The organism is Kitasatospora sp. NPDC091276, from assembly GCF_040684355.1.
GTDB lineage: Bacteria > Actinomycetota > Actinomycetes > Streptomycetales > Streptomycetaceae > Kitasatospora.
Genome location: NZ_JBFBFU010000029.1, coordinates 41,150 through 55,233, shown reverse-complemented (window position 1 = coordinate 55,233; position 14,084 = coordinate 41,150). Strand labels below are relative to the sequence as shown.

The window sequence follows — 14,084 nt, the reverse complement described above, 5'->3', positions numbered from 1 at the left end:
CCAGGCCTCGGGCACGCCCATCAGGGTCTTGGTGTTGTAGCCGTCGGCGGTCCACTCGCTGCCGGAGATGTGCAGGGCGGTGCCGTTGACCATGACGTACATCGACGGGTCGGTGCCGGCCTGGCCGTTGACGACGGTGCCGTTCGGGACGGTGGCCTGGGTGGCGGAGGTGAGCCAGGCGCCGGGGACGCCCATGTCGGCGCGGGTGTTGTAGCCGTCGGCGGTCCATTCGGCGCCGGAGATGGGCAGGGCGGCGCCGGCGACGACGACGTAGCGGGCGTTGCCGCCGGCCTGGTCGTGGACGACGAGGCCGGTCGGGAGGGTGTTGGTGAGCGCGTTCTGCAGCCAGGCGGTGGGGACGCCCATGTCGGGGCGGGTGTTGTAGCCGGCCGCCGTCCAGTCCGCGCCGGAGATGGTCAGCGCCGCGCCGGCGACGACGACGTAGCGGGCGTTGCCGCCGGCCTGGTCGTGGACGACGGTGCCCTCGGGCGGGGTGGTGGGCAGGGCGTTGAAGCGGGCGTCGTCCACCAGGACGATCTTGCTCAGGTCGTAGCCGTCGGGGGCGACGTCGGAGCCGGTGACGGGCAGGCCGGCGCCGCTGATCAGGATCTTGACCGAGGAGCCGTTGGGCGACTTGACGAGCGTGCCGGTGGGCAGCGACGCCGGGTCGGGGTAGGAGGTGCCGGCCGGGTAGGGGTTGGCGTGGTCGGCGCCCAGGTTGGCCGCCGGGCCGCAGTGCGGCCAGGCGCCCTGGCCCTGCCCGGCGAGGACCTTCTCGGCGATCAGGATCTGCTGCTGCTTGGTCGCCCGGTTGGCGTAGGGGGCGTACTGGCTGCCGCCGTAGGCGAGCCAGGTGCTCTGGGAGAACTGGAGGCCGCCGTAGTAGCCGTTGTTGGTGTCGATGCTCCAGTTGCCGCCGCTCTCGCACTGGGCGACCTTGTCCCAGGTGGACACCGAGGCCGCGGAGGCCTGGCCGCCGAGGGCGAGCGGGGCGGCGAGGGCGAGCAGGGCGGTGGCGGCGGCGAGGGCCGGTGTCTTGCGGGCGGCGGCGGTCATGACGGAAGTCCCCCTGGGCAGATGCGGGTTGGCTGGTCGGACGATCGGGTGCGTGCGGGTGCGGTACGTGTGTGCAGGCGCGGGGCGGCCCGGCCTGCGGTGGCCGGGCCGCCCTGGCGGGGTGGGTGCGTCAGGCGACGGTGGGGAGCTTGGCGGTCAGCGCGGTCGGGACCTTCACCACGTCGGCGGCGTTGTAGGAGCCGGGTGCGGCCGCCTTCTTGCTGCCGCCGTTGACGACCTGCCAGACGGTGGGGCCGTCGGAGGACTGGAGCAGGGTGCCGTCGGCGGGGGCGCTCTTGGCGGCGGCCGACTGCTCCCAGCTGCCGGGGACCCCGCGCAGCGGCAGCTTGTCGTAGCCGTAGCCGGTGAAGTCGGCGTAGGTGAGCGGGACGGCCAGGCCGCCGGCCATCACGTAGACGGTGGAGTCGGTGCCGGCGGCGTCGGTGATCAGGGTGCCGTTGGCGAGCGGGCGGGCGACCTCGGCGGCCTCCCATTCCTCCGGGACGCCCAGGACCGGCTGGTTGGCGTAGACGGTGGTGAACTCGGCGCTGGTCATCGGCAGTGCGGAGTTGTTGGCCATCACGTAGATCGACGGGTCGGTGCCGGCCTGGCCCTTGATCAGGGTGCCGTCCGGGACGGTCTTCTTGGCCGTGGTGTTGAGCCACTCGCCGGGCACGCCCATCAGGGACTGGAGGTTGTAGCCGTCGGCGGTCCACTCGGAGGCGGAGATGTGCACGGCGGCGCCGTTGACGACGACGTAGCGGCTGGGGTCGGTGCCGGACTGGTCCATCAGGACGGTGCCGTTGGGCATGGGCTTGGCGATGGCGGCCTTCAGCCAGTCGCTGGGCACGCCCATCAGGGACTGGGTGTTGTAGCCGTCGGCGGTCCACTCGGCGGCGGAGATGTGCACGGCGGTGCCGTTGACGACGACGTAGCGGCCGGCGTCGGTGCCGGACTGGTCCATCACGACGAGTCCGGTGGCCGGGCCGGTGTTGATCGCGCCCTGCAGCCAGCTGGACGGGACGCCCATGTCGGCGCGGGTGTTGTAGCCGTCGGCGGTCCAGTCCGCGCCGGAGATGAACAGTGCCGCGCCGCCGACCACGACGTAGCGGGAGGAGCCGCCGGCCTGGTCGTGGACCACGGTGCCGGGCGGCGGCACGGTGGGCAGGGCGTTGAAGGCACCGTCGTCGACCTGGACGATCTTGCTCAGGTCGTAGCCGTCGGCGGCGACGTCGGAGCCGGCGACCGGCAGGCCCGCGCCGTTGACGATGACCTTGACCGAGGCGCCGTTCGGGGACTTGACCAGCGTGCCGGAGGGCAGCGAGGACGGGGAGGTGCTGACGTCCTCGACGACGTTCTTGTAGCGCCGCGCCTTGTAGTCGCCGTTGGGGTGCGAGTCGAACTTCGCGGCGTTGATGGAGGCGCCGGCGATGTGCTTCACCGGGGTGGAGCCGAAGGAGTAGTAGGAGAAGGTCGTGTGGCCGGGGTCGTCCCACTTCTCGAAGAGCAGGACGTGGTCGTAGAAGCTGTTGAGGACGTCCCCGGGGCGCAGGTCGCTGCGCGGGATCTCGTAGCTCTCGTCGGTGGCGATGGACTGGGTGGTGGCGCTGTAGCCCAGGTGCCAGGCCATGGAGACGTAGCCGGAGCAGTCCTTGCGGTAGTAGCGGCCGCTGGAGTCGGGGAAGGTCGCGCCCTGGTTGTAGGTGAGGCCCGGGTTCTGGTTGAACCAGTACTGGGCGCGGGAGAGGATCTCCGACCGGGTGATCTGGCCGCCGACGGTGGACGAGGCGGCGGCGTGGGCCGCGGTGGTGGTGACGGCCGTGGCGGCTATCGCGCCGGAGGCGGCGATGGAGGCGGCGAGGGTGACGCGGGCGAGTTTGGAGAGCCCGGAGGGCATGGCGACACGTCCTGACGGTGTGAGAGCGGCGGTGGGCGCCCGGTGCGGGCACGGGAAGACGGGGGGCGTGGCCCGGAGGGAGGCGGACAGCTGCCCTGCAGGAGCAGCGGTCGGGTGGCCTCGGGCGGCGGCGGGGCGGGTCAGTCCCGGATGGTGTTCACGGCGGTGGCCGGCGCGGGGCGGGTCAGTCCCGGATGGTGTTCACGGCGGTGGCCGGCGCGGGGCGGGTCAGTCCCAGATGGTGTTCACGGCGGTGGCCGGCGCGGGGCGGGTCAGTCCCAGATGGTGTTCGCCGGGGTCACGGTGACCGACGCGGGGGCCGGGCCGTCCCAGATGGTGTTCGCCGTCGTGGCGGCCGGGGCCGGGGCGGGGGCGGGGCCGTCCCAGATGGTGTTCGCCGAGGCCTGGCCGGCGATCGGCAGGGCGGCGGCGAGGGCGAGGGCGGCGACCGCGGCGGCCTTGGCGAGCGGGGTGCGAAGCATGGGAGTTGACCTCTTTCGAGAACTGGACGGGTGGCGGTGAGTCCGGTGTCGCGTCCCGCGGTAGACGCTCGGCCGGTTTGCCTCCGGGCGGTGGGCCCTGCTGGCGAGTACTAGCTTCGTCGCAGTTCAGGGCGGGTGGAAGGGTTCTCCGGTGGACGGAAACGGCAGCGTCCGGATCCGTCCAGCCGGGCCGGATCAGTCCAGCAGGCGCTCGTAGAACGGCGCGACGAGCGGGGCGCCGACGCGGGTGAGCGTCCAGCCGCGCAGCGCGGGGACGGTCTCGACCGCGCGCCGGCAGAACGCGTCGACGACGGTCTCGGCGGCGCTCAGCCGGCCGGCGACCAGGTAGACGCCGAGGACGGCGCCGGGCCCGGCGCCCTCGTGCACGGCGACGTGTTCGATGCGCTCCTGGGGCCGCGCGCTCGCCAGCAGCACCCCGGCGGTGTCGGGCGCGAGCGCTGCTCCCGAGGCCGGGGCCGGGGCCTGGATCTCGGCGTGAATCAGGTACATGGAACGGACTCTGCCGAACCGTCGACATCCCGGCATAGAGGATCAACCTGGACGGTTCCGGCGGTGTCCGGAACCGTCCAGGGACCCTTGCTGGCCCCCCTCGCACTCGCGTGCGATGATCGCGTACGCAGCGATTGGCGATTCAGGCCTTACACACCGGGGGGTAACGAGGCATGCTGACCGCACTCGGGCTGGATGCCGTGTCGGAGAGCGTCTACCGCAGCATGCTCGCGCATCCCGGCGACGGGGTGCGGGCGCTGGCGGAGCGGCTCGGGCGCAGCGAGGAGGAGGTCCGGCGCTGTCTGGACCTGCTGAGCGAGCTGGCGCTGATCCGGCCCTCCTACGAGCGGGAGGGCGAGCTGCGTGCGGTGTCGCCGCAGGTCGGCATGGAGTTGCTGATGGCCCGCCAGCAGGCGGATCTGGCGGCGCAGCAGCTGCGGATCGAGGCGTCCCGGGCGGCGGCCGCGCAGTTGATCGCGGAGTACGCGGATCTGCGGCCGGCCGCCTCGCACGCGGGGGTGGAGCAGTTGGTGGGCCTGGACCAGATCCGGGACCGGATCGCGTCGCTGGCCCGTGGCCTGACGGCGGAGATCATGACCTTCGCGCCGGGTGGCGGGCATTCTCCGGAGAGCATCGAGGCGTCCCGGCCGCATGACCGGGATCTGCTGGGCCGGGGGGTGCGGATGCGGACGGTGTACCTGGACAGTGTGCGCAACAGCCAGCCGACGGTGGCGTACGTGGGCTGGCTGGCGGAGCTGGGCGGGGAGGTGCGGACGGTGCCGGAGCTGCCGACCCGGATGATCATCTTCGATCGGGCGACGGCGCTGATCCCGGTGAGCGGGGAGGACACCCGTGCGGGGGCGGTCGTGCTGACCGGTCACGGGACGCTGGTGGCGCTGTGCGCGCTGTTCGAGCACGTGTGGGGTCAGGCGCGGGAGCTGGGGCCGTCGGTGGTGCGGGACGAGGGCGGGCTCAGTGCGCAGGAGGCGACGGTGGTGCGGTTGCTGGCGCAGGGGCTGACGGACGAGGCGATCGCCAAGCGGCTGGGGGTGTCGTCGCGGACGGCGCGGCGGGTGGCGACGGATCTGATGGAGCGGCTGGGTGCGCGCAGTCGTTTCGAGTTCGGGATGCGGGCGGTGCAGAACGGCTGGCTGCCGCAGCAGTTGTAGGGCCGGCGTTCGCGCGGGTGGCCGTGGCGGGAGCCGGGCGGCTGGTGCGGGTGTGGGTCCGCCCGCCGCCCCCGGGTCGCGGGGGCGGCGGGCGGCGCCGGAGGTGTTGGAGCGGGGCTGCTAGAACGGCGGGAGCGTGCCGAGCTTGACGTCGCCCGTGTAGTGCTTGCCGAGCGCGTCGAAGTCGTAGTACAGGTGCACGTCGTCGCCGACCAGGTAGAACCTCTGCGTGCCGTTGACGAACGGCGACAGGCCCAGGTGGAAGGTGATGCCTTCGGTCAGGCTGCCGGAGGCGCTGCCGACCTTGACCTTGCCGAGGAGCGGCACGTTCGCGTACACCACGATGGACGCGGAGCGGGCGGTCGTGTCGAGGGTGAGCGTGGTCTCCAGCGGGCCGGTGACGTAGGTCCAGGTCTGCACGGCCGTGATGGCGGGCGTGACGTTCTGGACCACTGCGACCGGGGCCAGGGCAGGGGCCGGGGCGGCCGCCATGGCCGCCGTGCTGCCGAAGCCGACTGTCAGGACGGCGAGGCCGGCCACCACAACACCCGCACGACGTACGAAGCGGTTCTTCATGGTTCCCTCCCAGAGGTGTGAGCTGATGGTCGGGTCCCCCGGGGTGATTCCTATCAGTCAACTCGCTTGGGGTGCCAGCGTGTTGTACATCACGACCGCCCTCCGGCGTAGAAGTGGACCCCCCCGTTCGGGTGGTTTTTCTTGACTTTGCCAGCGCCTGTGTGCAGTGGGGGTGGATCTCGTCGCGCGGCCCGTTCCGGGTACGGAGCAGCCGTCCCCTCGTGCGGGTTCGGGGCTTTGCCGGGCGGCCGCGGTGCGGGGCCTGCGGGCGGGCCGGGGCCGGTGGCGGGCCCGGGCGGGGGCGGGAGGGCCTGCGTCCGCGGGCCAAGTGGACCGGTCGCGCGGGTGACGCTACGCGCGTCCGTTTCCGTCCCCCCGGGGGGATTTGCCGGACCTTCACGGTTCCCCCATCAGATGATCACTCGGCTGCCGGATCTCCGACCCCTGGCGTACGGCGCGGTCCACTCGAATTCCTTCGCACACCGCCGAGCAGCGAAAGGCCTTCACCCCATGACCCGCCCTGCCGACCGCCCCTCCCCCGACCAGCAGCTGCGCGAGGCCGCCGCGCGGCTGGACCGGCGCCGCTTCCTCACCGTCACCTCGGCCGCCGCCGCGCTGGCGTTCACCGTCAACCTGCCGTCCGCGCACGCCGAGGACGCCGAGTTCGGCCCGCGCGCCATCACCGGCAACCCGTTCACCCTCGGCGTGGCCTCCGGCGACCCGCTGCCCGGATCCGTCGTGCTGTGGACCCGCCTGGCGCCGCGCCCGCTGGAGCCCGGCGCCGGTCTGCCGCCCACCGGTTCGGTGCGGGTGGGCTGGGAGCTGGCCCGCGACGAGCGGTTCCGCAAGGTGGTACGGCGCGGCAGCGCCCGCGCGCACGCCGAGTTCAACTACGCGGTGCACGTGGACGTCGACGGCCTCGACGCGGACCGGGTGTACTGGTACCGCTTCACCGTCGGCACCTGGAGCAGCCCCGTGGGGCGCACCCGCACCGCGCCGGAGCGCGGGCGCAGGCTGGACGCCGTCCGCTTCGGGCTGGTGTCCTGCCAGGCCTACGAGGACGGCTACTTCACCGCCTACCGTCACCTGGCCGACGAGGACCTGGCGGCGGTGTTCCACGTCGGCGACTACATCTACGAGTACGGGATCGACGCGGCGGGCGGCGACCGCAAGTACACCGACCGCACCCTGCCGGCGCTGTTCGACCACGAGACGGCCACGCTGGAGGACTACCGGCTGCGCTACTCCCTCTACAAGAACGACCCCGACCTCCAGGCCGCGCACGCCGCCCACCCCTGGTACGTCACCTGGGACGACCACGAGGTGGAGAACAACTACGCGGCCGGCATCCCCGAGAAGGGCCAGGACCCGGCGCCGTTCATCGCCCGCCGCGCCGCCGCCTACCGCGCGTACTGGGAGAACATGCCGCTGCGGATGCCGCAGCCGCGCGGCACCGAGCTCACCCTCTACCGGCGCGTCCACTTCGGGCAGCTGGCGCAGTTCGACATCCTCGACACCCGCCAGTACCGCGACGACCAGGCCAACGGCGACGGCTGGCAGTACCCCACCCCGGAGTCCGAGGACCCGCGGCGCACCCTGATGGGCGCCGCCCAGGAGCGCTGGTTCGCCGAGGGCCTGCGCCGCTCCCGGGCGACCTGGAACGTCGTGCCGCAGCAGGTCGTCTTCTCCCGCCGCAAGAACACCACCGCCGAGCGCTCCAAGCTCTCCATGGACGCCTGGGACGGCTACCCGGCCGCCCGCGAGCGCTTCCTGGCCGCCGTCGACCGGGCCGGGGTGGAGAACCTGGTGCTGCTCACCGGTGACGTCCACGTCGCCTACGCCCTGGACGTCAAGCGCGACTTCGACAAGCCGGACTCGCGCACCGTGGGCGTGGAGTTCGTCGGCACCTCGATCAGCAGCGACGGCGACGGCGAGGAGCGGCCGTCCAACTGGCAGAACCTGATGTCGGCCAACCCGCACATGAAGTTCTACGACGGGCGGCGCGGCTACACCACGCTCACCCTGGACCGCCACCAGGTGCGCGCCGACTACCGGGCCGTCTCCCACATCACCCGCCCCGGCGGCACCGTCACCACCGCGGCCTCCTTCGTCACCGAGGCCGGCAACCCGGGCATCCGCCCCGCCTGACCCGCCGCCCCCTGGTCCCGCCACCACATGGTCCCGCCGCTCACGGGGGCGGCGGGACCATGTGGCGGCTGAGCCTTGAGCGTGACCGCGCCGCACCAGTCGCCTCGCATAGGCCCCCCGGCTGCTCAGGACTGAGCAGCCGGGGGACTCGACTACGCGCGAAGGTGTTCCAGTGCCTTCTCCAGCGCATCCTCAGCGGCAACCGCCACGTCCGGCTCCACGCCAACGCCCTCCCAGTTGGTGCCGGTGACCGGGTTGATCGAGCGGGCCGCCGGCACGGTCACCGTCACATGCGGCGCAACAGGAATACGGGCCGTCGGGTGGGCGCCACCACGCGTCGTCTGCCCGACCAGCGTCGCACGCTTGAGCACCTTCAGGTTGTACGACAGCTCCTCCCCACCGGAGAACGTGAAGTCGCTGGTCAGCACCGCCACCGGACGGTCCGAATAGCGCGGCGCGGCGAGGTGCCCGAGGGTCCAGTACTGGCGGGTGGAGTCGGTAGCCCGGTCGTAGATGTCGTTGAGGTGGACCTCGTCGTCAGCGAAGAAGTAGCTGCACCACAGCTGCACACCCTCCGGTGAACCGCCGCTGCACTGCCGCAGGTCGATGACCAACGCCTCGGTGGAAGCGACCAGTTGCATCGCGGCGGCGATCGCGGGACCGCCCACCCCGGCCGGGGGAATCATGCGCAGATCGAGGTAGCCGATGTTGCCGTCGAGCTGCTCTGCCCGCCGGATGCCGTAGTTCTTCTCCCGGGCGTACCGCTCGAACCGGGCCCGGGCGACATCCTCCGGCTCCTCGTCCATCGACTGCGGCTCCTCGCTCCACAGCAGCCTCAGGTGCTTGTCCGGACACACCCCCTGCAAGTCCTCCGTGACCCGCTCGCACAGCCCCCGCTCGTCCAGGCCCTCATAAGCGCCTTCCGCCAGCCGGTTCCGGATCGCCACTTCCATGGCCGCCGTCTTCTCGGGGAACACGTAACCAGCGGTGATCCGGGCGAGGGCGGTGTCGAGTATCGCTCCATGAGTGATCATTCGCGCGATCGTAGGTCAAGGCCGAACCGATGCCCAGCGGTTTCTCAGCGAACTCCCCACCGCCACCCCCTCCCCCGGCCCCCGCCTCAAACCCGCCCTCACCCACTGCCGCACCCAAGCCACCCAAGCCACCCGCACCTGAAAACCCGTTCCGCGCGCAGGAAGTCGGCCCCGCCGACTTCCTGCGCAGCGCGGTCGCTCCCCGGCTACGGGGCGAGCCGCAGGTGGATCGCGAGGACGCCGAGCCGCTCCTTCTCCAGCGGGTGGATCTCGCGGTAGGCGGCAAGGAGTTCGGCCCGGCTCATCCCCTCGGATCCGATCGCCTCCAGGTCCTCGGCGTCGAGCATCGCGTCGAAGCCCGGGCACTCCACCACCTCGGTGACCCGGGCGCGGTAGCGGGCGTCCCCGGACTCGAAGACGAGCAGCTGCCCCGGATGGATCTTTCGCATGCTGGGGTAGCCGACGCGCACCCCGACGGTCTCGGTGCCCGCCGGCGATCAGGTCGAGATGGGGCGGCGGATCCTGATGACGCGTTCCTGGTCCGGCATGGGGTGGTGTTCCGCTTCCATGCCGAAGAGGGAAGGGGCAGGGCGGCCAGGCGCCCGCGCGATCGCCGGGCGGCGAGGGCTTGCCCGTGCTCGACGGCCTCACCCGCAGGGTCGCCGTCGCGGAGTTCAGCGGGTCGGACGGATCATCGCCGTCAATCGAGGCGATTCCGGTGATGGCTGCTGGGCGTTGAACGCCTGGTAGCCCCAGGTCTCGTAGAGACGCTGGACCTTCCCGTCCCCGGCGAGCGGGTTCACCATCAGCGTGACTCGGCCTTCGGTGCGGTTGGCCAGCAGTGCGTCGTGGATGCGACGGGCGGTGCCGGTGCCACGCCAGGGCGTGCGCACGCCGATCTCCTTGATGGCCAGGGTCGGCGTGTCGGTCCAGCCGTCGGGAAGCTGATCGGTCATGCGCTTCCAGTACCGGTCGCCGGCCTCGACGGTGTTGCCGTAGACGTATCCGACCGGCAGTTCACCGTCGTAGCCGAGGACGAGTTCGAAGCCGGGCTCGGCGGTATGCCGGTCAAGGCGTTCGGCGAATGCGGCGACACGGTAGTTCGGCAGGTGCAGCAGCGGGCCGCGCACGTCGGCGTAGACGTCCAGCAGATCCTGTCGGGCCTCGGGCGCCAACGCAGTGTGGTGGCGGAGTTCGACGGTCACGCGGTGGTCCTCCAAGTGTCGTGAGTGTACGCGGTCCAGGTCCTGTCCGATGTGCTGCCGGGCGCCCGCTCATGCAGGTTGGTGCCGAAGGCCGCCAGCATGCGCTTGACACGGGGGTGGGTGGAGCCTGCGGTCGGCACGGACATCGCCGTGGCGACCGCAGGCTCCAGGTCCCCCTGACCGAGCTGGGCCCTGGCGAGGCGGACGGTGGTGATCGCGATGGACCGCCGCATGGCGTCGCGCCGCTGGGCGATGCTGCGGTGGGCTCGTGCTTCGGCGTCCTCCCAGTTCCCGGCTGCCAGGTGGGCGGCGAGGGCGAGGGAGTCGAGCTCGGACTGATCGTAGAAGGCGGTTATCCACACCGGTCGGGTGGCTGCCTGGTCCACCCGGTCGAGAGCGTCCTGTGCGTGTCCGAGCGAACGGCGGACCGCGTTGGAGTCGCCTGTCAGGCCGTGGATGGCCGCGTGGCGGGCGTGCCCGAGGGAGGCGAACAGCGGGTCGCGGCGGGCGATCGGCAGGCTGCGGGCCACGTCGTTGGCTGCCAGAGCGTCGCCCACCTGTCCCAGATGCCGGTACATACTTCCCGCGTGGGACCAGATCCGGAACTGGATGCCGGAGTCTCCGGACATAGCAGCCAGGGAGGCGGCCTTCCGGTGGTGTTCGAGTGCGGCATCGAAGCGGCGGCCGTCGATCGCGGCCCACATCGCCGAGGACATGAAGGCCGCCGCGCTGGCGTACAGCTGGGCCCGGATCCGCTGGGTCGCGATGCCGTTCTTCTGCAGTTCGAGGGCTTCGTCGGCGAGCGATGCGGCCTTGGACTCGATGCTGAGCCGGCCGCCGTGAAGGTGGTCGCTGGCGATGACCTCAGTAAAGCGCCGTTGCAGGTTCTGCACGTCGGTGATGCCGATGCGGCTACCTGCCGACGCTGCAGGGGTAGGGGTGAGTACGGTGACCGCCGTACCGCCGGCCGCCGCTATGAAGTCGCGTCGCCTCACGTCTTCCTCCGGTGTGGTGCGGGCCCTCCCGGTCGGGACGAAGCCCAGCTCTTCGGGCGTACAGCCGAATACTGCCTTGAGCGCGCGGCGAATCTTCTCCGGTGGCCACCGGGTCGAACCGCTCAGCCAGTTGTGCACTGTGCGCTCTGATACGGTGCCGAGCCGCCCGGTGAGGATCTCGATCTCCAGGTTCACTTCGCGGGCTAACTCGACCTTCGTCATGCGGCGTTCGGCCATCCGGTGACGGAGCTGGACGTTGACCACCATGGAGTCAACGTAGCCGCGCCATCACCTGCCATGCAGGCGACCAGGCAATGGGACGGTCAAGTTTTCCGGCTGGGATCCGACCAGAACGCCGCCGACTTTGCCTCACCACCCGTCTCGTGATGGCCGTTCACTGGATGCAAGCCGCCCGCCCCTCGGGGCGGATGCCCGGCACCGGGCCGCGTCCCACGTGGGCCTGGCGCCGGCCAAACCTCCCATCACCAGCTCTCTTTCCGGAGTCGCGCCGTGATCGCCACTGGTAGGCCCTCGCACGTTGTCCGTCTGCTCGCTCTTCGGCGATGGAAGGCGGCGTGAACACGACCGTTGCCTCCACCCCGGCCCTGGTGGGCGGCGAGAGGCGGCAGGCCGTCCACCTGCCCTACCGACCCGAATCGGCTTCGACAGCCCGCCACCTGGTCCGGACAGTGCTGGTCAAGTGGGGCTTGGAGGACCTGGCCGACGACGCCGAGCTGATCGTCTCCGAGCTCGTCGGCAACGCCAGTAAGACCGGCTGCCAGCTCACGATGAGCGTCGAGATCGTCTCGATCACCGGCAGGGACGTGCGGATCGGGGTGACCGACGGCTGCCGGATCCTGCCTGTGAGGGTCGACGCCGGTCCGAACGCCGAGGGCGGCCGGGGCCTCGACCTCGTACACAAGCTCACCCGGGGCCACTGGGGCGCCGCCCTCATGTCCGACGGCAAGACCGTCCACGCCGACCTCAAGCTCAGGACCACACAGTGAACCGGCAGCAGCACGATCCGGTGGGAAACACCATGAAGGTCCTGCTGGTGGCCGGGCGCCCCACCTGCCTCGACCTGCATCGAGGTCCACGACGCCAGCACCAGCCACTCGCCGTCCGGGCGGTCGCCCCGGACGACGAACACGGACGCGGCCAGTTCCTCGTCGACGAACTCGCCGAACACTGGGGCTGCGCCAACCGCCCTGGCAGCATCGGCAAGTTCGTCTGGGCCCGCATCGCCCCCTCCTCCCTCACCACCGTCTGAAAGACCGACTCCCCATGCACCAGCCCTCCCTGACCGCCCTCGCCCGACACGTCCTCTCCCGCGGCAGGACCCCTGCCGAGACCTACGCCCTCCTCTCCCGCCGCACCCGCAAGCCGCTGCCCTCCGCCCGCGCCGTCTGTCTGGCCCTCGGCATCCCCCTCACCGACACCCAACTCCGCCTCGACGACTGCTACGACGCCCTGCTCGCCAACCCCCGCCCCGGCTCCGAGGCCGACACCGGCGAACTCCTCGAAGCCCTCGGCGTCTTCGACATCCCCAAGCCCCTCGACGCCACCGAACTCGCCGTTGTCGACCTCTTCCTGGCCGCCATCGACGCCATGGGTGGCATCCGCGCCGGCCACCAGCACGGCCTGGCCCGCTGGTTCACCACCGGGAACCTCACCGCCGCCTACCTCTCCCTCACCGCCGCCCGCCCCCGCCCTACCGTCGGCGACCCCGCCCACTACTGGACCGCCCTCGTCGACGCCGGCGAACTCCTCGTCGCCGCCCCCACCGCCGACATCCGCATCAAGCACGCCCTCGCCCACTGCCGAGACCGCGCCGCCCGAACCACCCGCTCCTGAGCAACACCCCACCGTGCGCAGGAAGTCGGGCCCGCCGACTTCCTGCGCAGCGCGGTCGGCTCGTCCAGGTCAGCCGGACCTCAGGGCCGCCATCCGCCGACACCCTCCACTTCCACTCGCCTCGGCACCACACGGCGGTTTCTAGGGGCCTTTCGTGCGTTCTGGGCCTGTTGGAATCCAACAGGCCCAAGGGCCCGCCGGCCGTGGGACAAGTCCGGCTCCTCTTGCGTGGAGGGGTGTCAGAGGTGTGGCTCTGCCCGGGTTCGTGCAATTTCGTGCATGCGGGGTTGTGCTTCTGACTCGCAGGGCTGACGGTGGTGCACGTCCCTGCAACTCCACAGACGTTGGAGATCGTCATGGCACTAGGTTTTGTGGGCATCGACCCCAGCACGGGCGGCGGAGGCTCGCCTACCGTGTGGGTCGAGGACGAGGCGGAGGAGATCGTCGTGCAGAGTTGGACGGCCGATGACGCCCTCTGCGAGAAGATCGCAGGGACCGAGTGGGTTCCCGGCCACACGCTCGGGATTCCCGCTCATGAGTCCGTGATCCGTATCCCGGCCCGCATGGCGCCGATCCTGAAGGAGGCTGTCGAACGTGTCGAACGTGCCCGACTTCGCCACGCTGCTGAGGAGCACTCAGAGGACCGCAGTTCATCTGGAGATGCGTGACGCCTACGCCGTGGGCGACGAGGCGGAGGAGATCGACCGCTTCGCCCGCACCGGCGAGATCGAGCTGGACCCCGAAGCTTCGTGGTGGCCCGAGTGGCTGGGACTCGTCCGCGAGACGGTCGGTCGTGGCGTGGTCATGCGGCGGGCCCGGATCGTGTCCGAGCCGGTGACCGACTACATCCGGTGGGAGCACGCGGTTACCCCGATGAACCTGGCGGCCGGAGAACTGGTTCGGTGGCTGCCGAGGAGTCAGACGTCGAACATCGCGCTGCCGGGGAACGACTTCTGGCTGATCGACGACAAGCTGGTGCTGTTCCACTTCTTCACGGGGTACGGCGACTGGGCCGAGCCCGGGTTCGCCTTCTCCGAGGACTCCGCGACGGTTCGTCTCGTCTCCTCCGCGTTCGAGGCTGTGTGGGAACGTGGCACCCCGCACGACGAGTACAGCGTCTGACCCGCCCTTACCCTGCGAGCACCGGACCGCCAGACC

Annotated in this window: 14 protein-coding genes and 2 pseudogenes; 7 read left to right on the top strand and 9 right to left on the bottom strand. The window is 71.2% G+C overall.

Features of this window, described 5'->3' with window-relative positions:
- Positions 1–729: 729 nt before the first annotated feature.
- The 4 genes and pseudogenes from AB0O19_RS29920 to AB0O19_RS29905 all read right to left on the bottom strand — a co-directional run.
- Positions 730–1,056, bottom strand: a pseudogene (locus AB0O19_RS29920) (transglycosylase family protein); the annotation flags it as partial.
- A gap of 130 nt (positions 1,057–1,186) precedes the next feature.
- Positions 1,187–2,953, bottom strand: a complete 1,767-nt coding sequence (locus tag AB0O19_RS29915; RefSeq protein ID WP_363623977.1) for a hypothetical protein — start codon at positions 2,951–2,953, stop codon at positions 1,187–1,189.
- A 272-nt stretch (positions 2,954–3,225) separates the two neighbouring features.
- Positions 3,226–3,435 (bottom strand): hypothetical protein, encoded by a 210-nt coding sequence (locus AB0O19_RS29910; protein ID WP_363623975.1) that lies wholly within the window; start codon positions 3,433–3,435, stop codon positions 3,226–3,228.
- 195 nt (positions 3,436–3,630) lie between these two features.
- Positions 3,631–3,945, bottom strand: coding sequence for a hypothetical protein (locus AB0O19_RS29905; RefSeq protein WP_363587845.1), 315 nt, complete (start codon positions 3,943–3,945; stop codon positions 3,631–3,633).
- A gap of 173 nt (positions 3,946–4,118) precedes the next feature.
- On the opposite strand from AB0O19_RS29905, the gene AB0O19_RS29900 reads away from it, so the two are divergent.
- On the top strand, positions 4,119–5,114 hold the full coding sequence (locus AB0O19_RS29900) for a helix-turn-helix transcriptional regulator (RefSeq protein ID WP_363623973.1): 996 nt from the start codon (positions 4,119–4,121) through the stop codon (positions 5,112–5,114).
- A 120-nt stretch (positions 5,115–5,234) separates the two neighbouring features.
- On the opposite strand, the gene AB0O19_RS29895 is transcribed toward AB0O19_RS29900, so the two are convergent.
- A complete protein-coding gene (locus AB0O19_RS29895) occupies positions 5,235–5,690 on the bottom strand; it encodes a hypothetical protein (RefSeq protein WP_363587849.1) in 456 nt (151 codons plus the stop codon).
- Between the two features lie 510 nt (positions 5,691–6,200).
- Between AB0O19_RS29895 and AB0O19_RS29890 the strand changes: the two genes are divergently transcribed.
- Complete coding sequence (locus tag AB0O19_RS29890) at positions 6,201–7,838, top strand: alkaline phosphatase D family protein (RefSeq protein WP_363623971.1); 1,638 nt, start codon at positions 6,201–6,203, stop codon at positions 7,836–7,838.
- Between the two features lie 152 nt (positions 7,839–7,990).
- On the opposite strand, the gene AB0O19_RS29885 is transcribed toward AB0O19_RS29890, so the two are convergent.
- From AB0O19_RS29885 to AB0O19_RS29870, 4 genes and pseudogenes are all read right to left on the bottom strand, one after another.
- Positions 7,991–8,872 carry a S41 family peptidase gene (locus AB0O19_RS29885; protein ID WP_363623969.1) on the bottom strand — a complete coding sequence of 294 codons (882 nt, stop codon included), beginning with the start codon at positions 8,870–8,872 and terminating at the stop codon, positions 7,991–7,993.
- A gap of 206 nt (positions 8,873–9,078) precedes the next feature.
- Positions 9,079–9,348, bottom strand: a pseudogene (locus AB0O19_RS29880) (ASCH domain-containing protein); the annotation flags it as partial.
- 198 nt (positions 9,349–9,546) lie between these two features.
- Positions 9,547–10,077: a GNAT family N-acetyltransferase gene (locus AB0O19_RS29875; RefSeq protein WP_363623967.1), complete on the bottom strand. Its 531-nt coding sequence runs from the start codon at positions 10,075–10,077 to the stop codon at positions 9,547–9,549.
- Entirely contained in the window at positions 10,074–11,339 is a 1,266-nt protein-coding gene (locus tag AB0O19_RS29870) for a helix-turn-helix transcriptional regulator (protein WP_363623965.1), read from the bottom strand. The genes AB0O19_RS29875 and AB0O19_RS29870 overlap by 4 nt, the downstream gene beginning before the upstream one ends.
- A 308-nt stretch (positions 11,340–11,647) precedes the next feature.
- On the opposite strand from AB0O19_RS29870, the gene AB0O19_RS29865 reads away from it, so the two are divergent.
- The 5 genes from AB0O19_RS29865 (at position 11,648) to AB0O19_RS29845 (ending at position 14,048) form a co-directional block, all read left to right on the top strand.
- Entirely contained in the window at positions 11,648–12,079 is a 432-nt protein-coding gene (locus AB0O19_RS29865) for an ATP-binding protein (protein ID WP_363623963.1), read from the top strand.
- 20 nt (positions 12,080–12,099) lie between these two features.
- A complete protein-coding gene (locus AB0O19_RS29860) occupies positions 12,100–12,342 on the top strand; it encodes an ATP-binding protein (protein ID WP_363623961.1) in 243 nt (80 codons plus the stop codon).
- Between the two features lie 14 nt (positions 12,343–12,356).
- A complete protein-coding gene (locus AB0O19_RS29855) occupies positions 12,357–12,926 on the top strand; it encodes a hypothetical protein (protein WP_363587864.1) in 570 nt (189 codons plus the stop codon).
- 356 nt (positions 12,927–13,282) lie between these two features.
- Positions 13,283–13,594 carry a hypothetical protein gene (locus tag AB0O19_RS29850; protein WP_363624088.1) on the top strand — a complete coding sequence of 104 codons (312 nt, stop codon included), beginning with the start codon at positions 13,283–13,285 and terminating at the stop codon, positions 13,592–13,594.
- Positions 13,587–14,048, top strand: coding sequence for a DUF6879 family protein (locus AB0O19_RS29845; protein ID WP_363623959.1), 462 nt, complete (start codon positions 13,587–13,589; stop codon positions 14,046–14,048). Before AB0O19_RS29850 ends, AB0O19_RS29845 begins: the two co-directional genes overlap by 8 nt.
- Positions 14,049–14,084 lie beyond the last annotated feature (36 nt).